A 22,076-nucleotide genomic window follows, 5' to 3' on the forward strand; every position below is an offset into this window, starting at 1 on the left:
ATGAACACGACAGGGAGGGGGGCACCGCTGCCATCAGCGCGTGCCCAGCAGGCCTTCACCTTGCTGGAACTGCTGGTGGTGATGGTCATCATCGGCCTGCTCGCAGCCTATGTGGGCCCACGCTATTTCGGGCAGATCGGCAAGTCCGAACGGGGCGTCGCCCGGGCGCAGCTGGACGCCTTCGCCAAGGCGCTGGACGCCTACCGTCTGGACACCGGCCACTATCCGACGTCCGAGCAGGGCCTGGCTGCCCTGCTGGGCCGCCCGGGTGGGGAGGCGCGCTGGTCCGGTCCCTATCTGCAGAAGGCCTTGCCGCAGGACCCCTGGGGCAATGCCTATGTGTACCGCTCGCCGGCGGCCGACGGAGGCGACTACGACCTCCTGTCCCTGGGCCAGGACGGGCGCGCGGGTGGTGAAGGGCTGGCGGCAGACGTCAGCTACCGCTGAGTCCCGGCATGACGACAACGCAGCCTCTGCGCGAGGCCGGTACGGGCGTGCGCCTGCGGGTGCTGGACAGCGCAGGCATGGAGCAGTCGCTGCACATGCCCGGCCTGGACGAGCACGCCGCCATGCGGCAAGCGCGTGCACGCGGCTGGCGCGTACTGGGCGTGGAGGCCCTGGCGTCCGCGCCGGCCGAGCCCGCGGGAGCCGGGGAGGCCGGCCCGCGGCTTTCCCTGCTGCTCTTCAGCCAGGAGCTGCTGGCCCTGCTCAATGCCGGCCTGACCCTGCCCGAGGCCCTGTCGGCGCTGGTCGCCAAGGAACGCAGCGCTGCGGCACGCCAGGTGCTGCAAGGCGTGCTGGGCGGCCTGGAGGTCGGACGCAACTTCTCCGATGTGCTGGAGACCCTGCCGGCGCACTTCCCGCCCATCTACGTGGCCACCATCCGCGCCGCGGAGCGCACCGGCGACCTGCCGCAGGCCCTGCGCCGCTATGTGGGCTACCAGCAGCAGTTCGAGGAGCTGCGCAAGAAGCTGGTCTCGGCGGCCATCTACCCCGCGATGCTGCTGGTGGTGGGCACTTTCGTCATGCTCTTCCTGCTGGGCTATGTGGTGCCGCGCTTCTCGGTGGTCTACGAGAGCGCGGGCAAGGACATGCCCTGGCTGTCCATGCTGCTGCTGCAGTTTGGCAAGGCGCTCTATGCGCATTGGGCGCTGGGCCTCGCGGCCGCGGCCTGTGTGATCGGGGGCATCGGCCTGCTGCTGGCGCGTGCGCAGGGCCGGGCCTGGCTGCTGGGCTGGGTGTTGCGGGTGCCGGTGCTGGCCCGAAAGGCGCAGGAGTTCCGGCTGGCGCGCTTCTACCGCGCCCTGGGCCTGCTGCTGGTCTCCGGCATCTCTCTGCCGCGGGCCCTGGGCATGGTGCGCGGCCTGCTGGATGCGCAGCAGCAGGGCCGGCTGCAGGACTGCCTCACCGCGGTGACGCAGGGCCGCATGTTCTCGGACGCACTGATCGCCGCCGGGCTGGCCAATCCCATCGCCGAGTCCCTGATCAAGGTTGGCGAGCGCTCCGGTCAGCTGGCCGACATGCTGGAGCGCAGCGCCCAGTTCGCCGACGACGAATTCGCCCGCTGGGTTGACTGGGCCTCGCGCCTGCTGGAGCCCCTGCTGATGACCCTGATCGGCGCGGTGATCGGCACGGTCGTGGTCCTGATGTACATGCCGATCTTTGACATGGCCAACAGCTTGCAATGAACACCCATCCACAGCTCCTGCTGGACGAGGCCCTGCTGCATCGCGCCCGCGCCCACTGCCAGACGCGCGGCGGCACGATGCTGGATGCCGTCGCCCACTGCCTGGACCGGGACCTGCCTTCGACGCTGGGCGCCCTGGCCGCTCACTGGGGTCTGCCTGTGCTGAGCATGCGCGAGCTGCAGTCCCACGCCGCCGTCTTCGACTGGATCCCCTTTGCCGAATGCGCGCAGCGCGGCTGCCTGCCGCTGCGCTCCGAGCAGGGGGGCGTCCTGCTGGTGCTGCAGGATCCCTGGGATGTCGCGACCGAAGAGTGGGCGACGCAGCGCTGTGCGGACCACGGGGCCGATGCGGCCCTGGCCCTGGCCCTGCCCGACGACGTCGACGCCTTCCTGGCCCAGCAGGAGCGGGCCCTGCGCGCGCTGGACGGCTTCGATGGCGGCGGTGCCGAGGCCGGCGAGGAAGAGGTGGCCGCGATCATCACGCTGGCCTCCATCAACGAGGACAGCAATCCCGTCGTCAAGCTGGTCAACTCGACCATCTATGACGCGCTGAAGCTGCAGGCCAGCGACATCCACATGGAGTGCGACGCCGGCTGGCTGCGCGTGCTGTACCGGATCGACGGCGTGCTGGTGCCCATCACGGAGGTGCAGAGCGCGGAGATGGCCGAGCAGGCCATCTCGCGCATCAAGGTGATGGCCGAGCTGGACATCGCCGAGCGTCGCGTGCCGCAGGACGGACGCTTCAAGGTGCGCATCAACGGGCGGGACATCGACTTCCGTGTCTCCGTCATGCCCAACATCTTCGGCGAGGACGCGGTGCTGCGCCTGCTGGACCGGCAGGCCCTGACGGAAGAGGCGCGCACCTTGACGCTGGATCGCCTGGGCCTCGATGGCGAGGCCATCGAGACGCTGCGGCGCCTGTCCGGCAAGCCGCACGGCATGGTGCTGGTGACGGGCCCGACCGGCTCAGGCAAGACGACCACCCTCTACGCCGCCATCACCGAGATCCACACCGGTCGCGACAAGATCGTCACCATCGAGGACCCGGTGGAGTACCGCCTGCCGCGCGTGCTGCAGATCCCGGTGAACGAGAAGAAGGGGCTCACCTTCGCCCGCGGGCTGCGCTCCATCCTGCGTCATGACCCGGACAAGATCATGGTGGGCGAGATCCGCGATGACGAAACCGCGCAGATTGCCGTGCAGGCCGCGCTGACCGGCCACCTGGTGTTCACCACGGTCCACGCCAACAACGTCTTCGATGTGCTCGGCCGCTTCCTGCACATGGGCGTTGATGCCTACAGCTTTGCCGCGGCCCTCAATGGCATCCTGGCCCAGCGCCTGATCCGCCAGATCTGCCCGCAGTGCAGCGAGCCCATGCAGCCCTCGCGCGAGCTGCTGAGCCGGGTCGGCCTGCAGCAGCAGGACATGCAGGGCTGGCAGCTGCGGACTGGCCGCGGCTGCGGGCATTGCCGCGGCGTGGGTTACAAGGGCCGCAAGGCTGTGGCGGAGCTGCTGGTGCTGGACGACCGTCTGCGGGAAATGATTGCCGAACGCGCGCCGGTGTCTGCCATGCGGGCCTACGCGGCGGAGCGGCAAGGCTGGGTGAGCCTCCAGGAGCGGGCCCTGCAATGGGTGGCCCAGGGGCTGACGACGCTGGAGGAGTGGCACCGTGTCGCAGGTTGAGACGAGGCGCGGGCAGGCGCCCGGCCCGTTGCTGCTGGCCGTCCGGCGCGAGGAGCTGGCGCTGGCCTGGACCGAGGATGGCCAGGCCCGCATCCAGCGCATTCCTCTGGCCGCCGCCGACGCGCCGCAGGCCGGCGAGCGCGCGCAGAAGGACGGCCTGCTGGCGCAGGCTGCATTGAAGGCACTTTGCGCTTCTGCCGGCCTGCCAGCCCGGGCGACGCTGCATGTGGTGTTCGAGCCGCCCTGGCTGCTGCACATGACGGTGCCCTGGTCTGCACAGCTGCTGGAGAAGGTGTCGGCCGGTGCCTACGTCCGGCGCTGTGCGCTCGAGGCCGGCTGGGACCTCGAGCGTTGGTCCCAGCGGGTCGATGATGCGCCGTATGGGCAGCCGCGCCTGGCCATCGCCTACCCGCTGGCCTGGATGGAGGCCCTGCAGGTCTGCGTGAAGGAACAGGGCTGGGCCCTGGGCCGTGTGACCGGCCTCAGCGTCCTGGGCTGGCAGGAGGCCCGGCGCCAGATGGGGGGCGTCCGGCAGCTGGTATTGGCCGGTGAGCAGGACGCCTTGTTCCTCGCCGGCGCCCGCCACCTTGAGTCGGCCTACGCATTCAGTGCCCCGCGGGCCGCGCCTCGCGAGGACGAGCTGCTGAAGCAATGGCAGCGCCTGCGCTGGCGCCAGCCCTCGTGGACGGACGACGATCCCGTGCTCCACGGACTGCCGGCGGGGACACCGGCCGAGCCACCTGTGGCCAGCGAGCAGATGCGCTGGCTGGCGGAGACGCCAGGCGAGGGGCCGGCTGCCCTGCGATGGCTGCGGAACGGCCTGCGGCAGCGCAGCGCCCTGGATGCCCGTTTGCCAGGGCCCAGGGGCGCCCTGCTGCACGGCCTGGCCCTCGCGAGCCTGCTGAGCGTGGCTGTGGTGATGCTGCTGGCGGCGTACCGCCTGCACGACAGGGAGCTGGTGCTGGCCGAACAGACGGCACAGCTGAGCCATCGCAGTGCGGCGCGGCCGCTGGTGAAGCAGGACGCCAAGGTCGGTGAAGGCCTGGCGGCCGTGCTGCGGCAGCTGCGCACCCCCTATGCCGATCTGCTGAGCGTGCTCCTGCCTCCGCGGGACATCGACGTGGCCTTGCTGGACCTCGAATTCGGGCAGTCCCCTGCCGCGTCGACCACCCAGACGGTGAAGCTGCAACTGGAAGGACGGACCGCCCTGGACATGACCCGCTACATGGCCTACCTGGAGCATCGCCGGCCGGTAGGCGCCGTGGTGCTGACCCAGCATGCCCTGCGCCAGGACAAGGCCGAAGACCGCTACCGCTTCACCTTGGAGCTTGCATGGCAACGATGATGCGTGGCACGGCACCCGGCAGTCTCAAGCGCTGGCAGTGGGCCCTGGCCCTGGCCGCGGCGCGCCTGCGCCGCAGCTGCGGGTCCTGGCTCTGGGGCTGGGCGTTGGCCGGCCTGCTGCTGCCTGCGGCGGTGCTGCTGTGGTCCTGGCAGCGGCAAGCCCTTCAGGGGCAGCAGAGGGCGTGGGAGCTGGCCGGCGAGGCGGCGCAGGCCGTGGCCGCCCCGGCGTCCCAGCTGGGCTCCGGTGCGATCGACATCGGCCTCGCCTCGCGTGCCCAGGTGCCCGAACTGCTGGGGCAGCTGTTGACCCAGGCTGGGGAACAGGGCCTGCGTGTCGAAGGCGGCAGCTACCAATGGCAACAGCGCGAGCAGGAACCCTTCCAGCGATTCGTGATGACCCTGCCGGTGAAGGGCGCGGCCTCGCAGCTGTTCGCCTTCGTCCAGGCGGCGACGCGCGGCAACGCCAGCCTGGCCCTGGAGGCGGCCGCCATCAAGAGGGCCAGCGTCGATGCCGAGCAGGTGGAGGCGCAGCTGCGCTGGGTGCTGTATGTGACGCCGGACGCCAAGCCGGCGGGGAGGCAGCCATGAGCGCCGCGCAGTCCTGGCGCCGTGCGGCCCTGTGGGGCCTGTTGCTGGCGGTGCTGTATGCCGCCTGGCGGGCCCCGCCGGCGCAGGAGGAGGTGGTGGCGCCGGTGGCACGCGCCGCGGCGCCCGGCGCGCAGCGGCCTGCTGTGGTGGAGGCGGTCTCCACACCGGTATCCGGCCCTGCGATGCCTGCGGTCAGCGCGGATGAAGCCTGGCGCCAGCCCTTCGTCATTCCAGCCTGGGCGCGGGGTGCAGAGCCGCCCCCGATGCCGGCGCCCGCGTCGGCGGCCGTCAGGGAGGTGGTGCTCGAGCAGACCCCATCGAACGTGGCGCCGCCCCTGCCCTTCAAGGCCCTCGGTCGCTACGAGGACGAGCGCGGCCCGGTGGCCCTGCTGCTCCATTTTGACCAGAGCCTGTTCGCACGGCCCGGCGACAAGGTCACCGATGCCTACGTGCTCGAAGCCATTCAGGACCACATGGCCGTCTTCCTCCATGTGCCCACGCAGACGCGTCAATCTCTCGAAATCTCCAGCTCCCCATGACCAAGATCCCTGATGCGAGGCGCCTGCGACCGCGCCCTGGGTGCCGATGGCTCGCCCTGTCCCTGCTGCTGGCCCTGGCGGGCTGCGCAGGCGATGCGGCTTTCCGTGAGGGCCAGGCACTCCTGGCGCAAGGTCAGCAGGAGGCAGGCCTGGCCAAGCTGCAGCAGGCGGTGCAGGAGTCCCCCCGGAACGCCGAGTTCCGGATGGAGCTGGTCACCCGGCGCGAAGCCGCCGTGCGCCGCGCCCTGATGGACGCCGCGGGTGAGGCCCGGGCCGGGCGCCTCAGTGAAGCGGAGAAGCTCTACCTGAAGGTGCAGGGCCTGGATGCTGACAACGCCATGGCTCGTCAGGGCCTGCAGGACGTCGTCAGGGAGCGCCACCACCTCCAGGTGCTGGCCGAGGTCGAGCGCGAGCTCAAGGCGGGGGCCACCGAAACCCTGGCCCTCACCGCCGCCAAGCTGCGCCAGGTGCTGCTGGAGAACCCGCGCCACGCCGCCGCCCTGTACTGGCAGGCCCGCGTGGAGGCCCTGGAGCAGCAGCAGTCCGGCCCGGACAAGCGCCTGGCGGCCGCCTACCGCAAGCCGGTGTCGCTCGAATTCAGGGATGCCCCGCTGAAGTCCATCCTCGAGGTGCTGGCCAAGGTGGCCGGCCTGAACTTCTTCTACGATCGAGACGTGCGGCCCGACCTCCGCGCGACGGTGATCGCGAAGCAGACCACGGTGGAGGATGCGCTGCGCCTGCTGCTCACCACCAACCAGCTGGAGCAGCGCGTGCTGAACGCCAACTCCCTGCTGATCTATCCCTCGACGCCGCAGAAGCTCAAGGAGTACCAGGCGCTGTCGGTGCGGACCTTCTTCCTGGCCAATGGGGACGTCAAGGCGGTCTCCAACCTGCTCAAGACCATCGTCAAGGCCAAGGACATGACCGTGGACGAGCGCCTGGGAACCATCGTGATGCGGGACACGCCCGAGGCCCTGAAGCTGGCCGAGCGCATCGTGGCGTTGCATGACGTGCCGGACCCGGAGGTCATGCTCGATGTCGAAATCCTGGAGGTCAAGCGTTCCCGGCTCATGGAGCTGGGCGTGCAGTGGCCGGGGCAGCTGAGCCTGGCTCCGCTGACGACGGGTACCGATGCCCTGACGCTGAGCCAGCTCTCACACCTGCGCCCCTCGACCGTCAAGGCCACAGTGGGGCCGGTGGCCATCAATGCGCGAAAGGAAGACCAGGACGCCAACATCCTGGCCAATCCGCGCATCCGTGTACGGAACAAGGAGAAGGCACGGATCCAGATCGGCGACAAGGTGCCTGTGATCACCACGACCTCCACCTCGACGGGCTTTGTGTCCGAGTCGGTCAGCTATGTGGACGTGGGGCTGAAGCTGGAGGTCGAGCCCCAGATCCGCCTGGACCAGGAGGTAGGCATCAAGGTCAACCTGGAGGTCTCCAACCTGGTGCGCGAGATCGTCAGCAAAACCGGCACCCTGTCGTACCAGATCGGACAGCGTGCGGCCTCCACGACGCTGCAGCTGCGTGACGGCGAGACCCAGGTGCTGGCGGGGCTGATCAACTCGGAGGAGCGGGTTGGCGCGAACAAGGTGCCGGGGCTGGGTGAGCTGCCCATCGCCGGGCGCCTGTTCGGCAGCAGCAAGGACGACACGCAGCGCAGCGAGATCCTGCTGTCCATTACCCCCCGCATCCTGCGCTCCCTGCAGCGCCCGAGTGCGCAGCAGGCGGAACTGCTGTCGGGCACGGAGGCAGCCATCGGCATGCCCGAGCTCAAGCTGGATGAGGTGCCCGAGGCCAGGGAGAAGCCGGAAGGCGCGGCGGCGCCTGCCGGTGCAGCGGCCCGCCCGCCGCAAAGCGCAGGCGCCGACCGAGTGGGTCCGGGCGCGGCCCTGAAGTGGCAGGGGCCGGCCGCCGTCCGCGTCGGCGAACAGTTCACGCTGACGCTGCACATGAGCTCGGAGCAGGCCCTGCTGGGTCTCCCGCTGGTGCTGGGCTTCGATCCCAAGATCGTGCAGCCGGTGTCGGTCCAGGAAGGCAGCTTCTTCAAGCAGGGCGGGGGCAGCACGGCCTTCAGCCACCGGCTGGACATGGCGCAGGGCAAGGTCTTCGCGGCCATCACCCGCGATGGCGCCAACGGCGTCAATGGCCAGGGAGGGGTGGTGCAGGTCTCCTTCCGTGCCCTGGCCGCAGCGACGGGCACGGGCATCGCGCTCATCGCGGCCTCGCCGACGCCGGAGCAGGGGCTGGCGCGCCCGCTTCCCCTGGTGCATAGCCTGAACGTCGCGCCATGAAGACCCGCTCCTGCGCCCGCCGTGCCGGTGGCTTCACCTTCGTCGAGCTGCTGGTGTGCCTGGCCATCCTGGCGGTGCTGGCCCTGGTCTCCGTGCCCATGGCGCAGGTGGCCGCGCAACGGCACAAGGAGCAGGAGTTGCGCCAGGCGCTGATGGAGATCCGCTCCGCGCTGGATGCCTACAAGCGGGCCGCGGAACAGGGGCGCATCGCACTGAAGGTCGGTGACACAGGCTATCCCCGCTCGCTGCAGGTCCTGGTCGATGGCGTCGACGACCAGCGCAGCCCGGTCAAGAAGAAGATCTACTTCCTTCGCCGGCTGCCCAGGGACCCTTTCGCCGCCGAGGACCTGCAGGCCCAGGACAGCTGGGCGCTGCGCAGCTTTGCCTCGCCGGCCGACGATCCCAGGGCGGGCGACGATGTCTACGACGTCTTCTCGAAATCCGAACGCAAGGGCCTCAACGGGGTCCCCTATCGCCTATGGTAGCCAGCCCCCGACGCCAGTCGCGCGCCTTCACCCTGATCGAGATGCTGCTGGTCATGGTGGTCCTGGCCATGCTGCTGACCCTCTCCGTGCCCCGGTACTTCAGCTCGCTGGACAAGAGCCGGGACGTCGTGCTGGCCGAGAACCTGCGGGTGACGCGCCTTGGTATCGACAGGTTCTTCGCGGACAGGGGGCGCTATCCGGAGTCCCTGGAGGAACTGGTCGAGGCCAGGTACCTGTCGGCCCTGCCCTGGGATCCGGTCCTCGAGAGCCAGACGGCCTGGGTGCTGGTTGCGCCGCCGAGCGGCGAGAACGGGCGCGTGGGCGACCTGCGCAGCGCGGCGCCCGGCAGCGGCAAGTCAGGCAAGGCCTATGCGGACTACTAGTCAGCACCGCCCCTACGAGGCTGGCTTCGCCTATGTCTGGCTGCTGCTGGGCATCGCGGCGATGGGGCTGGGCCTGGTGCAGGTCGTGGAGGTGGCGTCGCTGGCGACCCAGCGCGCACGGGAGCGTGAGCTCCTCTTCATCGGCCAGCAGTTCCGCCAGGCCTTCGAGAGCTACCAGCAGGCCTCGCCGGATCCCAAGGCGAGGGAGCTGCCCCCTTCGCTGGACGCGCTGCTGGCAGATCGCAGGACGGGCCAGCTGAGGCGGCATCTGCGCCGCATTTATGTGGATCCCATGACCGGCAAGGCCGAGTGGGGGCTTGTGCGGGCCGGTACCTTCGTGGCGGGGGTGCATTCCCTCTCGGATCAGCGCCCCATCAAGCAGGACAACTTCGAGCTCGACGACGCCGCACTGGCCGGCAAGCAGCGCTATGCGCAATGGGTGTTTGGTGCGCCGGCGCCGGCGGCTGCAGCCTCAGCGACAGCGCGTGGCGCGTCGGCAGTGCAGGGCTTTCAATAGAAGGAATAGCCAAATGCAGGGGCGGTGGAAGACTTCTCGAGAGGCAGGCCTTGCCATGGCCTCTCTGCTGCTGGCCGGGGCGGCTGGCGCAATGGACATGACCGGGCTTGATGTGCTGGCCGGCATTCCCCAGGCCACGGGTGCCTGTCCCAAGCAGCCGGCGGAGACGCCGTCCAAGGCTGAACGCCCGCAGGCAAGGGTGCAGCCATCGAAGCAGGCGGATTGCCTGGTAGACGTGGCGGACCTGTCCCGGTTTGGCAGTGACCTCGTGCTGGCTGATGTTCGACTGCCTGCGGAGTTCGAGCGCGGGCACGCCGCCGGAGCCATCAGCGTCAGCCCGGAGGCCTTGCTGTCCAAGCCGTACTGGCGCGCGAAGACCGTGCTCCTGCTGGGCCGTGGCAAGGGCGAGCCTGAGCTGGTCGAGCTGTGCTTCGCCCTGCGCGCCCAGGGCTACCGCAGGGTGGCAGTGGCCGACGGCGGGGTCATCGCCTGGTCGCAGCAGGGTCTGGCGTGGTTGGGCCTGCCGCTGGACCTGCGTGAAGCGCAAGACCTGACCCCGGAGGAATTCCTGCTGGAAATGCAGGATCCCAGGCAGCGTCTCTATCTCGGCCCGGAGATGTCCGGCCTGCGCCGGCGCTATCCGGATGCGGCGACCGTGGGGGCCGCCGATGCGGGAGCAGCCTCCGCAGCGAAGCGCCCAGACCGCCGGCCTGTCGGCATCCCGCCCGATCGCGGCAGCGCCCGGTTCATCGTGGCGTCGGGGCGAGATACTGCTCGTGCCCAGCTCGATGCACTGCTGGCAGCCAAGGCGGGCCGTCTCGGCTTCGTCTATACCGGTGGCGAAGCGGGGCTCGCGGAAGCTGCCCGCCAGACCTCCCGCCTTGACGGCCTGCAGAGGCTGGGCCCCAAACGCCTGGGCTGCGGCCTGTGAAGCGGCGATCCGTCCTGCACGCCCTGGCCGCCGGTCTGGCTGGCGTGCTGCCCACGCTGGCGCCGGCCGGTGAGGCGCCGGTGCGGCGGCTGCGCTTCATCTGGGAGCTGTTCAATCCCGGCAGCGAATGGCTCAGGAACGAGGAATTTGCCTGCGCCCTGCCGGCATCGCTGCCAGGGGAGCAGCAGCTGGTCTCCGCAGAAGCCTCGCAGCCGCTGCGCTGGAGTCCGGACTGCCTGGGCCAGAACACGGCGTTGATCACGCTGGCGGAGGTCGCCCCTCGCCAGCGGGTCAGGGTTCAGCTCGACACCCGCGTGGCGCTGCCGGCGCCCGGGAGGACGGCCCCGGACAGCGGCTGCGACCGCTGGCAGGGCCACGGGCCGTTCCTCGACTTTGGCGAGTCCGCCATCGCAGAGCGGGCCGCTGAGCTTCGCCGGGGGTCAGGTCTTGACACCGCACGGGCCATCTTCGACTGGCTGGTCGCGCATGTGCAGTACACGGCTTACAGCCCCAACGACAAGGGCGCCCTGCATGCGCTGAACACCCGCCAGGGAGACTGCACGGAGTTCGCCCATCTCGCCACGTCCCTGGCTCGGTCTGCCGGCATGGCTGCACGCTCGGTGGGTGGCTATGTGCTGACCCATGACGCCATCGTGAAGCCAGGCGACTACCACGACTGGGCGGAGCTGTGGGTGGACGGGCGCTGGCTCATCCTCGACGCACAGCGCCGCGAATTCGACGCAGACGCGCAGGCCTACCTTCGCTTCCGCTACTACTCGGCACATGGCGACGGCACTCTGGGCAGCCACCACCGGTGGCGGACGCTGGGGCAACTGCAGGTCGCCTGGCAGTGAGCCCATGAAAAAGGCGCGAGTCCCACAGGATCTCGCGCCTTGAAGGCTGCCGGCACCGGGAGGTGCCGGAGCGCGTGGCTTACCAGCCGATATCGCGCAGCAGATGGAAGGTCAGGTCCTTCGGCGACTGCAGGATGGTCGTCAGGTCGGCGTTGATGAAGGGCTCCATCAGCTGGTTCGGGAAGGCGCTGGTGTCGTAATGGGACACCGAGGAACCCGAGGCGAAGGGATTGGGCGTGTACAGGTAGGGGCGACCCATCAGGTCGGCACCAGCGTACTGGCTCATGTCCAGACCCAGCGTGATGTACAGGCCGGAGCGCGTACGGGTGCGGGCCTTCATCGCATCCTTCAGGGCCAGGCCGTCGACCTTGCTGATGCGGGCGGAGGGGATGGTGATGGTGTTGTCGGCACCACCCAGGCCCGGAGGCGGGTTGTCGTTGGCGTTGTCCACCACCAGCACGGCCTTGGCACCGGCCAGCTGGGCGTTCTTGACCTTCACGGTGAAGGAGCAGACGCCGCGGTCCACCAGGGCGATCTTGCCGGCCACGGCCAGCTTGTTGGCCGCGCTCAGCGGATCGCAGGCCAGGCCGGTGACGCCGTCGGCCTGGTCGACCACAGGCATCACCTCGGCGCTGAGGCCGGAGGCGGTGATCTGCGGGCCGAAGGCGGCGGTGCCGATGGCCAGGGCGCGCGTCAGGCTGGACGGGGCGGTGATCTTGGCCGAGGGCGTGCCCAGGGCCAGGACTTCCGGCACCTTGGCGCCGACTTCAGCACCGGTCCACACCAGGCGGCGGCCGTTGGTGGCGGAGGTGACGCGCTCGCTGGCGGTCATCTGCGTCCACTTCTTGCCGGTCACGTTGTCCAGAAGGAAGTGATCCCAGGCGGAGGGGTAGCCAGCCAGCAGGGCGCCGGTGTTGCCGCGGGTGAAGGTGGCAAAGCCCAGGCCGTGGCCCAGCTCGTGCAGCAGCGTGGCGACGAAGTTGATCTGGCCGCCGGTATTGCCATCCAGGCCCAGGTAGAAGCCGGAGCCGGCCAGGCAGTCGGGCTTGCCCAGGTTGATGTTGAACTGGGTCTTGATGTCGACATTGCCGTAGCCGCTGCCGTCATCGGGCTGGCCTTCGGACTGATTGACGCCCGAGATCTTGTTGGCCAGGGCCTGGGGATACCAGGTGTTGGCCTTGGGAGCGCCCGTGAAATCGCGCCAGATGTTCCAGGCGCTGGCGCTGCCCAGCACGGCCGAGGAGGCCGAGCAGGTCAGGGGTTCCCAGCCAGCGCTGACGGTGATGACCACGTCGCTGGTGAGCTGCTTTTCCCAGATGTCGGCGACGTAGCGGTAGACGTTCCAGCGCTGCTCGCCCAGGGTGGTGCCGGGGTTGCCGCCCACGGGGGCGACGGGGGTGGGGTCATTGAAGCCCACGCCGACGGCGTCACGGTTCTGGATCTGGATGGTGGCTGCCTGTGCGGCACCGAAGGCCAGCAGCAGGGAGGCCGCCAGCGGCTTGATGAAGTGCTTGCTCATGACGGGGTTCACTCCTTGTTGGCGGACTTGGCCACGGGGCCCTTGACGATGGCCTCGGCCTGCTCCTGGCCCTGCACGCAGGTGCTGGACAGGCTGCCGTCGGCGTTGCGGGTCACGACGGAGTAGCTGACGTTCTCGGGGCCGGGACGGAAGCCGAAGGCGCCGCGCGAGTTCATGCGCTCGGCCTGCACAGGTGCCACGGACAGGGCACGCAGGCGCGAGGACTTGGCGGCCTGGGCCTTGGCCTGCAGCGCGGCCGCCTCGTCGGCGGTGGGGGCGCGCAGCTCGCCGGTGACGGCGTCGCGCACGGCGATCATGCCGTCGGCGCCTTCAGTGACGCTGGTGCTGGCGGCTGCCTTGGCCTCGGCCTTGGCATGCTCTTCACAGTTGGTGCAGGCCAGGGCGGCGCCGCTGAGCAGCAGGCCGCTGGCCAGAGCGATCAGGGATTGGCTCTTCATGGTGTGTTCTCCTCTTGTGGGGGCTCAGGCCTTGCGACGGCGCTGGGCCACGGCGGCACCGACCAGGCCCAGGGCGATCAGGGCGTAGCTGGCGGGCTCGGGGACGGTGCTGACGTCCAGGGTGTCGAGGGCGATGGCGTCGGCCGTCTCGTAGTCACCCTTGTAGACAAAGGCCAGACGGCCGGAGGCGCTGCCGCCCAGGCCGTCGAAAGTGGCTGTGTAACGGGTCCAGCCGTAGGGGGCTCCGTTGACGTCGCCGGTCGGATTGATCGACACCAGCAGATGGGTGAAGTTGCCGGTGGCGCTTGCGCTGCCATTGGTGCTCAGCATCACGTCCAGCTGATCGATGAATCCGTCGGCCTTGGCGTTGGCATAGAAGCTCAGCTGGAAAGACTGGGACAGCGAGAACGTCTTGGTAATCAGCCAATTCTCGATGGCGCCGCCAGCCGGTTTGGCGCTGTTGTAGGTGGCCGTCGCGTAGCTGGTCGGACCACCGGCTTGCGGAGCAAAGACGCCATCGGCGCCCTGCAGCCACTTGTTCTGCGGGTTCAGGCTGTTGTTGGTGAACACCCAACCCTGGGCCGCCAGGCCGCCGACATTGTCAAAACCCTCGGACAGCAGCGTGCCTGCCTGGGCGCTGGCCATGGCGGCCGACAGGGCCAGGACCGAAAGAACTTGCTTGCGCATGGGAAACCCTCCAAATACGGAATCGAGATGGGCTGGGTGGGTGCGGCGCTAAGAACTGCTTGGCCGGGGCCTGTCCAGACCGTGCGAATTCTCACGAGCCATCCTACGAAGTGGGGATGCTGTAAGCCCTAGTGACACCCAGTTGCGGGGTAGTAGAAGTCCGTAAAGGAAAAACAGGATGGCGCATGCCTGTTGTGCGCACTTCGCAGGGGGCGGGCCAGGCACCGAGCCCGAGTCGCTACAGTGCAGCCAGCCTCATCGCCCTGGCCTCGTGCCCCAGCCTTCCTGATGTCTCCGGCCTTTTCGATCTACCTGGACGTGCTGCGCCTGGCCGCAGCCTTGCTGGTCTTCGTCCATCACGCGTCGTATGCGCGCTATCACGGCACTGCGCTGCAGGGCCTGGCTGGCTATGGGCATGAGGCAGTGGTGGTGTTCTTCGTGCTGTCGGGCTATGTGATCGCCTACAGCCGCGAGCACAAGGACCTGGACTGGCGCCACTACGCCGTGCAGCGCCTGAGCCGGCTCTGGTCGGTGGCCCTGCCGGCGATCGTCCTGACGACGGTGCTGGATGCGGGAGGCCGCTCGCTGCTGCCGGCGCTGTATGAGCCGGTGCCGGGCGGCTGGGGCCGGGTGCTGGCTTCGGTGTGCTTCGTCAACGAGTTCTGGATCGAGGGCTGGGCGGCGGGGAGCAACGTCCCTCTGTGGTCTCTTTCCTACGAGGCGGGCTACTACCTGCTGTTCGGCGTGCTCAGCTTCGCGGGCCCGCGCTGGCGCTGGCCGCTGACCCTGCTGTGCGGGCTGCTCGTCGGGCCCCGCGTGCTGCTCCTGCTGCCGGCCTGGTGGATGGGGGTGTGGATTCACCGCAGCCCTCGCGTGCATGCGATGGAGGCGTCCCGTGGGGCTCTGGTCGCGGCGGTTGGCCTGGCCTGGGCCCTGGTGCTGGTGCTGGGCAAGGTGGGCAACCGCTTCATCACCTGGCGCCTCCTGGAACTGCTGCCGCAGCCGGCGGTGCAGCTGCTGGGCGCGTCGGATGCCTTCATCTCCGACAACCTCATCGCGCTGGGCGTGGCGGCCCACGTGGCCGGGATGTCTGCCTGGCTGCGCGGGCGACACGTGCCGGCCTGGCAGGGGCATTGGGTGCCCCTGCTGTCACGGGCGACATTCCCGATCTACCTCTTCCACTACCCGCTGCTGCAGTTCTTTTCGGCGCTGGCGGCGGTCTGGCCTCCGCTGGCCCTGGGTGGCGTGACGGTCCTGAGCCTGGCCCTTTCGGCGGCCTTCACCGGCCCCTGCGAGCAGCTGCGCCAGGTTCTGCGGCGCGGGCTTGCCCGGCTCCTGCGGGCCTGAGGCCGGCCCTGGCCCTAAGATGTCGTGCCATGAGACGGACGACTTCCCTGCGCTTGCTCGGGGCCTGCATGGTGGCCGGCCTGGCCGGTGCTGCCGCGGCGCAGGAGGCGCCGGCGCCGGGCTGCGAGCCCGATGTGCAGCAGGCCCTGGCCCTGGCCAATGCCCTGCGCCAGGAAGCGCGCCGCTGCGGCGCCCGGGCCTTCGAGGCTGCCCGCCCCTTGCGCTGGAATGCGGCCCTGCAGCAGTCCGCCCAGCGTTTCGCGGCCGAGCTGGCGGCGCGCGGTGAGCTGAGTCATCAGGGCCTGAGCAGCCCCACGCTGCGGGAGCGCGTGCGTGACACCGGCTATACGCTGAGGGCCGTCGGCGAGAACCTGGCCGCGGGCCCCCTGGGGCTGGACGAAGCCTTCAGTCTCTGGGCCTCCAGCGAGGAGCACTGCGCCAACCTCATGCGCGCGGACTTCGAGGAGCTGGGCCTCGCCTGCGTCGCTGCCTCGGGGCGCTACGAACGGTTCTGGGTGCTGCACCTGGCGGCACCGGCCCGGCGCTTCTGACCGGCAGGGGCACGCGGCCCCGCCCTTGTGATGCTCAGATCCAGCCGAGGTCGATCGCCCGCAGCACGGCCTGGGTGCGGTCGCGCACGCCCATCTTGGAGAACACGGCCGAGCAGTGGTTCTTGATCACGCCCTCGCTGTTGCCCAGCAGGGCGGCGATCTCGGTGTTGCTGCGGCCGCTGGCCACCAGGCGCAGCACCTGCAGCTCCTTGGGTGAGAGCGGGTCCGGCTGAGGCGTGGCGCTGAAGGCACGCTCGACACTGGGACGCTCCATGCGCTCGGTGAGCGAGGGGCGCAGGGCCGTGCCGCCGGCGGCCACGTCCTTGAGCGCCTGGACCAGGGTGTCCGGGCTGATGGCCTTGAGCAGGAATCCTTTGGCTCCGGCGCGCACGGCCTCGTCGAAGGCCTCGGCGTCGTCGAAGGTGGTCAGCAGGACCACGGGGATCTTCCAGGCACGGGCGGCCAGGGCGCGGATCAGGCCCGTGCCGTCCAGGCGCGGCATGCGCATGTCGGAAAGGATGACGTCGGGTTGGTCCTCGGCCAGCTTTTCCAGGGCCTCGGCGCCGTCGGCGGCCTCGCCGATCAGCAGCACCTCCTCATGCAGGGCCAGCAGGCCTTTGAGGCCCTCGCGCACCAGCTGCTGGTCTTCCACCAGCAGGACCTTGATCTTTTCGCTCATGGACATCTCCTCTTCCGTCGTGATTCCCGGGCTAGCTCTTGCGTGGCACCCGCCATTCGATCATGAATCCGGGGCCGTTTCTCAGGATCTTGAAACGCCCGCCCAGCTCGGCCATGCGCTCCTGCATGCCCTTGAGGCCGTTGCCCTCGCGCAGCTTCGGCGCGCCGGGGCCGTCGTCCTCCACGGTGACGCAGACCTCGGTCCCCTCGCCCTCGCCCACCCGGCTCAGGCGGATGCCGATGTGCTGGGCCCGGCCGTGGCGCACGCTGTTGGTGACGGCCTCCTGCACGCAGCGCAGCAGGGCATGGGCGGTGCGCGGGCTCAGGTCCTGGGCGATCTCGTCCAGTTCCAGGCTGATGTCGGTGCTGGCGATGCCCTGGGCGAGCGCCTGCAGGGCCTCGCGCAGGTCGATGCGGTTGCTGGCCCGCTCGGCCGAGACGGCGGCGCGGACGTCGGCCAGCAGGTGGGCGGCGCCTTCGCGGGCGCGGGCCACGGCCTGCGAGGCGCCGTCGGGGTCGTTGCGCTTGAGCAGGGCCTCGGAGAGCTGCAGCTGCAGGTTCAGCGCGGTCAGGTGGTGGCCCATGACGTCGTGCAGCTCGCGGGCCATCATCATGCGTTCGGCATAGCGCAGCTGCTCGGCCTGCAGGGCCTCGCCCGAGGTCTTCTCGGCCAGCATGACCTGCAGCCAGCGGCGCTTGTCCACCTCGTTGGCCAGCAGGCGGCCGATGCCGAAGGCCATGGCATAGAGGCCCACGAAGGCGCCCAGCTGGGCCATCAGCAGGGCCCACATCGAGGCATTGGGCTGTTGCTGCTCCTGCCATTCGGTCTCGGAGGGCAGCAGGGCGTACAGCAGCAGGCGGATCACGACCTGGCTCACCGCGAAGACGAAGGCCGCGCGCAGGCGCAGCCGCACCGAGGCCAGCACCGTCACCAGGAAGGGCAGGGCCGGCGTGATGCACCAGGCCAGCAGGTCCAGCGCGATGATGCGCTGCAGCGCGCGGGGGCGCGGCCGGTCCAGGCTGCTCTCCTGCGCCGCCTGCCAGAAGAGGTAGATGAAGGCGCAGAACAGCAGGAAGCAGGCGATCACCAGCACCGGGTCCTGCGGATTGCCCAGGCCGCGGCGGTAGAGCTGGGCCAGCAGGCCGTCGTAGGGTTCGGAATTGCCGCCACGCAGGGCCGTCACCAGGCTGCCGAACTCCATCAGGAAGTAGGCCAGGGTGGCGATGCGCAGCACCACCGAGGGGCGTGCGATGCGGGCGAGGAAGCGGTCGAAGTTCAAGGTGAGGGCGTGAGGCATCACCAGCGTGCCACAGCGCCTGGCTTAGATCACGTGCCGGGCGTCATGGCCCGGGCAATCACCGATCTGGGATCAGGGGATGGCTTCGGCGATCACGCCGCCGCCCAGGCAGACCTCGCCATCGTAGAGCACCGCGCTCTGGCCCGGCGTCACCGCCCATTGCGGCTGCGGGAAGTCCAGGCGGAAGCGGCCGGCGGCCGGGTGCTCGGGCGTGAAGGCGCAGGGCGCATCGGCCTGGCGGTAGCGGGTCTTGGCGCCGAAGCCGCCGAAGGCCGGCGCGGGGCCGCACCAGGAGATGTCGTCCGCGACGAGGCTGCGGTACTGCAGCAGCGGGTGGTCGTGGCCCTGCACCACGACGAGGGTGTTGCTGTCCAGGTCCTTGCGGGCCACGAACCAGGGCGCGTGCTCGCCGCCGCCGCGCGGCGCGCCCTTCTCCTTGACGCCGCCGATGCCCAGACCCTGGCGCTGCCCCAGCGTGTAGAAGGACAGGCCCACGTGCTCGCCCAGCTTGCGGCCGCGCTCGTCCTTGATGGGGCCGGGCTGGTGCGAGAGGTAGCGGTTGAGGAACTCGCGGAAGGGCCGCTCGCCGATGAAGCAGATGCCGGTGGAGTCCTTCTTCTTGGCATTGGGCAGGCCGATCTCCTCGGCGATGCGGCGCACCTCGGTCTTGGGCAGCTCGCCCACGGGGAACAGCGTCTTGGTCAGCTGGTGCTGCTGCAGGCGGTGCAGGAAGTAGCTCTGGTCCTTCAGCGGGTCCAGCCCCTTCAGAAGCTGCACGTGCTCGCCGACCTGGCGCACCCGCGCATAGTGCCCCGTGGCGATCTTCTCGGCGCCGCGCGCCATGGCGTGGTCCAGGAAGGCCTTGAACTTGATCTCGGCATTGCACAGCACGTCGGGGTTGGGCGTGCGGCCGGCCTGGTACTCGCGCAGGAAGGCGGCGAAGACGCGGTCCTTGTAGTCCGCCGCGAAGTTGATGTGCTCGATCTCGATGCCGATGACGTCGGCCACCGAGGCGGCGTCCAGGAAGTCCTGGCGCGAGGAGCAGTACTCGCTGTCGTCGTCGTCTTCCCAGTTCTTCATGAAGATGCCGATCACCTCGTGGCCGGCTTTCTTCAGCAGGTAGGCGGAGACGGCGGAGTCAACGCCGCCGGACAGGCCGATGACGATGCGCTGGCGGGCAGACGAAGAGGACAGCGGGGGCAGGGACGAACTCATGCCCCGATTGTCCCAAATGCCGGCGCGGCTGGCCGGGGCCGGGGCATTGCAGCGGCTGCGCTCAGCTCGGGACGGCGGTCAGCGACTGCGGCAGGCGCTCGAAGCTGGCCTGGTCCACCGGGCGGCCGAAGAGGAAGCCCTGGAAGCGGCGGCAGCCCATCTTCAGCAGGGCGTCGCGCTGCTCGGGGGTCTCCACGCCCTCGGCGATCACCTGCAGGCCGAAGGTCTGACCCAGGGCCACGATGGTGCGGGCGATCACGGCGCCGTTGGGATCGCCCAGCATGTCATTGACGAAGCTGCGGTCGATCTTGAGCTCCTCCAGCGGCAGACGGCGCAGGTAGTTCAGCGAGGAGTAGCCGGTGCCGAAGTCGTCCAGCGAGAAGCCCACGCCGGCGGCGCGAAGCTGGCTCATCTTGGCGATGGTGTCCTCGACGTTCTCGGCCAGCAGCGACTCCGTCAGCTCCAGCTTCAGCCGGCGCGGGTCGGCGCCGTGGCGGCGCAGGGTGTCCAGCACGCCGTCCACGAAATGGGCGTCGCGCAGCTGCAATGCGCTCACGTTGACGGACAGGTCCAGGCTGCTGCAGTGCGGGTGCCGGGCCCAGGCGGCGAGCGTCCGGCAGGCGGTGTCCAGCACCCACTGGCCCAGCTCCAGCACGAAGCCGCACTGCTCGGCCTCGGGGATGAAGGCGCCCGGCGGCACCAGGCCGCGCTGCGGATGCTGCCAGCGCAGCAGGGCCTCGGCGCCCAGCACCCGGCCTTGCGCGTCGACCTGGGGCTGGAAGTGCAGCAGCAGCTGGCGCCGGCTGATGGACTGGCGCAGGTCCGCCTCCAGCGCCGCGCGCCCGGCCAGCACGGCCTGCAGCTCGGCGTCGAAGAAGCGGAAGGTGTTCTTGCCCTGGGCCTTGGCCTGGTACATGGCCGTGTCGGCATGGGCCATCAGCTCGCCGGCGCTCAGCAGGTTGTCGCCGAACAGGGTGATGCCGATGCTCGGGCTGCTGTGCTGTTCACGCTCCAGCAGCAGGAAGGGCTGCTCGAAGCTCTGCAGGATCTTGCGCGCCACCATCTCCGCATGGGCCGCGGCCTCCTCGCGGGTCTGGCCCAGGCTCTCGAGCATGATCACGAACTCGTCGCCGCCCAGGCGGGCCACGGTGTCGCCCTCGCGTACCGCGCCACTGAGCCGGCGCGCCACCTGCACCAGCACGCGGTCGCCGAAGTCATGGCCCCAGGTGTCGTTGAGCAGCTTGAACTCGTCCAGGTCGATGAAGAGCAGGGCGCCGAGCTGGCTGCGCCGTGCGGCGCTGAGCACCGCGCGGTCCAGGCGGTCCAGCAGCAGGCGGCGGTTGGGCAGGTCGGTCAGCTGGTCGAAGAAGGCCAGGCGCTGGATCTCGGCCTCGGCGGCGCGGCGCTGGGTGATGTCGCGCACCATGCCGATGTAGATGCGCTCGCCCTCGCGCTCGATCTCGTTGACGGCCAGGCTCATGGGGAAGACCTCGCCGTTCTTGCGCCGGCCTTCGACCTCCCTGCCGCGGCCGATGACCTGGCGCACGCCGGTGCGGGCGTAATGGGCCAGGTAGCCGTCGTGTTCATCGGCATAGGGCAGTGGCATCAGCATCTTGACGTTGAGCCCCAGCACTTCGCTGGCCTCGTAGCCGAAGATCTTGCTGGCCGAGCGGTTGAAGGTCTTCACGTTCCCCTGGCGGTCGATGGTGATGATGCCGTCGATCACGTTGTCCAGGATGGCCTGGGTCTGCTGGGCGGCATCCAGCAGGGCCTCGCGGGCGTTCACCTCCTGAGTGATGTTGCGCGAGAGCACGATCAGGCGCGGCCTATCGCCGGCCTCCTGCTGGCAACGCGTGGCATGCAGCTCGAAGTGGTGCCGGCCCACGGGCAGGTCCAGCACGATGCGCCGGCCGCTGGAGCTGCCGTGCTCCAGCGCCTCGCCGAGCGTCTGCATCACGGTGGCCGCGGCCTCCGGCGGCAGGACCTCGGTGATGAGACGGCCGATGAAGTGCTCGGGGGCCGCGGCCAGCAGATCGCTGGGCGGCGAGTGATAGCTGAGGTAGCGGCCGTCGGCATCGACCTCGAAGACCAGGTCGGGCACGGTCTTCAGCGTGGCCTGCAGCTGCTCCTTGACCTGCTCCAGCTCCGTGTAGGGACGCTGAACGGCCTCCATGAAAACGGCCCGGTGCAGGAAGAGGTAGCCGATCACCTTGTACACATGGCCGGCGAGGTTGAGCACATCGGTCACGCTGGCGTAGAGCGTGAAGAAGAGCTCGCTCATGGCCATGCACAGCACGGCGCCCAGCAGAGCCGAGGCGTTGAAGGGCGTGGGCTCCCGCATGCGCCTCAGCAGCAGCAGGGCCGTCAGCACCAGCAGGCCCACCAGCAGGTACTCGGACGCAATCTTCAGCGGGGTCAGGCCTTGCCCGGCCACGAAGGTGCGGGGCAGGCTGGCCGGATGCAGCAGCACGGCCCAGTGGACCAGGGCCACCAGCGCCGCGACACCCAGCAGCAGGGCATGGCGGCTGCGGCGCTCCAGGGCGGACTGCCAGGGCGCGGCGACCATCCACAGCAGGGCCAGGCCAGCCAGAAAGCGGGCGGCGAGCCAGAAGTCGATGGCCTTCTCCGGGCCCGAGGGCGTCACGTAGTCGGGCATGCCCGCGTAGGACAGCAGGTGCGAGAAGTCCAGCAGGCCGACGCCGGCGAAGGCGCAGGCCAGCACGCACACATTGCCCGGCACCTGGCCCAGCCGGCTGCCCCAGGCCAGGCTGAAGATCAGGCCGGCGACGACGATGGAGAGTGTTTCCAGCAGCGCATGCAGCGGTGCATGGGCGGCCAGGCCCCGCAGCGCGGGAGGCACCGGCAGCACCCAGCAGGCGACGAGCACGGCCAGCAGCAGCCCGATGCGCGGCAGGAGCTGGCGCAGATCGGCCCGGTGGCTGCGGTCGAGTCGGTCGAGGACTTGCAAGGCGGCGAGGCCCGGCGAACGAGGTGGCAGGGCCGGGATGATGGGTC

21 protein-coding genes are annotated in these 22,076 nt (G+C 69.7%); 14 read left to right on the top strand and 7 right to left on the bottom strand.

Annotation, left to right across the window (positions count from 1 at the left end; translation table 11 throughout):
• Genes gspG through O9Y01_RS07495 form a run of 12 tightly spaced genes read left to right on the top strand, consistent with a single transcriptional unit; the run spans position 1 to position 11,308 of the window.
• Positions 1-447, top strand: a complete 447-nt coding sequence (gene gspG / locus O9Y01_RS07440) for a type II secretion system major pseudopilin GspG (protein ID WP_269630900.1) — start codon at positions 1-3, stop codon at positions 445-447.
• Between the two features lie 8 nt (positions 448-455).
• Positions 456-1,688, top strand: a complete 1,233-nt coding sequence (locus tag O9Y01_RS07445) for a type II secretion system F family protein (RefSeq protein ID WP_269630901.1) — start codon at positions 456-458, stop codon at positions 1,686-1,688.
• The gene (locus O9Y01_RS07450; RefSeq protein WP_269630902.1) at positions 1,685-3,370 is read left to right on the top strand and encodes a GspE/PulE family protein; all 1,686 of its coding nucleotides are present in this window, start codon (positions 1,685-1,687) and stop codon (positions 3,368-3,370) included. The genes O9Y01_RS07445 and O9Y01_RS07450 overlap by 4 nt, the downstream gene beginning before the upstream one ends.
• On the top strand, positions 3,357-4,715 hold the full coding sequence (locus O9Y01_RS07455; protein ID WP_269630903.1) for a hypothetical protein: 1,359 nt from the start codon (positions 3,357-3,359) through the stop codon (positions 4,713-4,715). The genes O9Y01_RS07450 and O9Y01_RS07455 overlap by 14 nt, the downstream gene beginning before the upstream one ends.
• Positions 4,703-5,302, top strand: coding sequence for a hypothetical protein (locus tag O9Y01_RS07460; RefSeq protein ID WP_269630904.1), 600 nt, complete (start codon positions 4,703-4,705; stop codon positions 5,300-5,302). Before O9Y01_RS07455 ends, O9Y01_RS07460 begins: the two co-directional genes overlap by 13 nt.
• A complete protein-coding gene (locus O9Y01_RS07465) occupies positions 5,299-5,841 on the top strand; it encodes a hypothetical protein (RefSeq protein ID WP_269630905.1) in 543 nt (180 codons plus the stop codon). The genes O9Y01_RS07460 and O9Y01_RS07465 overlap by 4 nt, the downstream gene beginning before the upstream one ends.
• Positions 5,838-8,138, top strand: coding sequence for a cohesin domain-containing protein (locus O9Y01_RS07470; protein ID WP_269630906.1), 2,301 nt, complete (start codon positions 5,838-5,840; stop codon positions 8,136-8,138). Before O9Y01_RS07465 ends, O9Y01_RS07470 begins: the two co-directional genes overlap by 4 nt.
• Entirely contained in the window at positions 8,135-8,623 is a 489-nt protein-coding gene (locus O9Y01_RS07475; protein ID WP_269630907.1) for a type II secretion system protein, read from the top strand. Before O9Y01_RS07470 ends, O9Y01_RS07475 begins: the two co-directional genes overlap by 4 nt.
• Positions 8,617-9,006, top strand: coding sequence for a type II secretion system protein (locus O9Y01_RS07480; protein ID WP_269630908.1), 390 nt, complete (start codon positions 8,617-8,619; stop codon positions 9,004-9,006). The genes O9Y01_RS07475 and O9Y01_RS07480 overlap by 7 nt, the downstream gene beginning before the upstream one ends.
• Positions 8,993-9,523, top strand: a complete 531-nt coding sequence (locus O9Y01_RS07485) for a type II secretion system protein (protein ID WP_269630909.1) — start codon at positions 8,993-8,995, stop codon at positions 9,521-9,523. Before O9Y01_RS07480 ends, O9Y01_RS07485 begins: the two co-directional genes overlap by 14 nt.
• A 55-nt stretch (positions 9,524-9,578) precedes the next feature.
• On the top strand, positions 9,579-10,454 hold the full coding sequence (locus O9Y01_RS07490) for a rhodanese-like domain-containing protein (protein WP_269630910.1): 876 nt from the start codon (positions 9,579-9,581) through the stop codon (positions 10,452-10,454).
• Entirely contained in the window at positions 10,451-11,308 is an 858-nt protein-coding gene (locus O9Y01_RS07495) for a transglutaminase-like domain-containing protein (RefSeq protein WP_269630911.1), read from the top strand. Before O9Y01_RS07490 ends, O9Y01_RS07495 begins: the two co-directional genes overlap by 4 nt.
• A 79-nt stretch (positions 11,309-11,387) precedes the next feature.
• On the opposite strand, the gene O9Y01_RS07500 is transcribed toward O9Y01_RS07495, so the two are convergent.
• From O9Y01_RS07500 to O9Y01_RS07510, 3 genes are read right to left on the bottom strand one after another with little or no spacing between them, the layout of a single operon-like run.
• Positions 11,388-12,827: a PA domain-containing protein gene (locus O9Y01_RS07500; protein WP_269630912.1), complete on the bottom strand. Its 1,440-nt coding sequence runs from the start codon at positions 12,825-12,827 to the stop codon at positions 11,388-11,390.
• An 8-nt stretch (positions 12,828-12,835) separates the two neighbouring features.
• The gene (locus tag O9Y01_RS07505; RefSeq protein ID WP_269630913.1) at positions 12,836-13,285 is read right to left on the bottom strand and encodes a post-PEP-CTERM-1 domain-containing protein; all 450 of its coding nucleotides are present in this window, start codon (positions 13,283-13,285) and stop codon (positions 12,836-12,838) included.
• Positions 13,286-13,309: 24 nt separating this feature from the next.
• Positions 13,310-13,972 (bottom strand): choice-of-anchor J family PEP-CTERM protein, encoded by a 663-nt coding sequence (locus tag O9Y01_RS07510; protein WP_269630914.1) that lies wholly within the window; start codon positions 13,970-13,972, stop codon positions 13,310-13,312.
• A 288-nt stretch (positions 13,973-14,260) separates the two neighbouring features.
• Here O9Y01_RS07510 and O9Y01_RS07515 point away from each other — a divergent pair, with 288 nt between their 5' ends.
• Together O9Y01_RS07515 and O9Y01_RS07520 are read left to right on the top strand one after the other, a co-directional pair.
• Positions 14,261-15,319 (top strand): acyltransferase family protein, encoded by a 1,059-nt coding sequence (locus tag O9Y01_RS07515; RefSeq protein WP_269630915.1) that lies wholly within the window; start codon positions 14,261-14,263, stop codon positions 15,317-15,319.
• Positions 15,320-15,348: 29 nt separating this feature from the next.
• A complete protein-coding gene (locus tag O9Y01_RS07520; RefSeq protein ID WP_269630916.1) occupies positions 15,349-15,870 on the top strand; it encodes a CAP domain-containing protein in 522 nt (173 codons plus the stop codon).
• A gap of 34 nt (positions 15,871-15,904) precedes the next feature.
• On the opposite strand, the gene O9Y01_RS07525 is transcribed toward O9Y01_RS07520, so the two are convergent.
• The 4 genes from O9Y01_RS07525 to O9Y01_RS07540 form a co-directional block, all read right to left on the bottom strand.
• Entirely contained in the window at positions 15,905-16,549 is a 645-nt protein-coding gene (locus O9Y01_RS07525; protein ID WP_183105763.1) for a response regulator, read from the bottom strand.
• Between the two features lie 31 nt (positions 16,550-16,580).
• Positions 16,581-17,846, bottom strand: a complete 1,266-nt coding sequence (locus O9Y01_RS07530; protein ID WP_269630917.1) for a sensor histidine kinase — start codon at positions 17,844-17,846, stop codon at positions 16,581-16,583.
• A 72-nt stretch (positions 17,847-17,918) separates the two neighbouring features.
• Positions 17,919-19,061 (bottom strand): tRNA 2-thiouridine(34) synthase MnmA, encoded by a 1,143-nt coding sequence (gene mnmA, locus O9Y01_RS07535; protein ID WP_269630918.1) that lies wholly within the window; start codon positions 19,059-19,061, stop codon positions 17,919-17,921.
• A gap of 61 nt (positions 19,062-19,122) precedes the next feature.
• Positions 19,123-22,029, bottom strand: coding sequence for a bifunctional diguanylate cyclase/phosphodiesterase (locus O9Y01_RS07540; RefSeq protein WP_269630919.1), 2,907 nt, complete (start codon positions 22,027-22,029; stop codon positions 19,123-19,125).
• Positions 22,030-22,076 lie beyond the last annotated feature (47 nt).

This window comes from Pelomonas sp. BJYL3 (genome assembly GCF_027257975.1).
GTDB classification, from domain to species: domain Bacteria; phylum Pseudomonadota; class Gammaproteobacteria; order Burkholderiales; family Burkholderiaceae_C; genus Roseateles_B; species Roseateles_B flavus.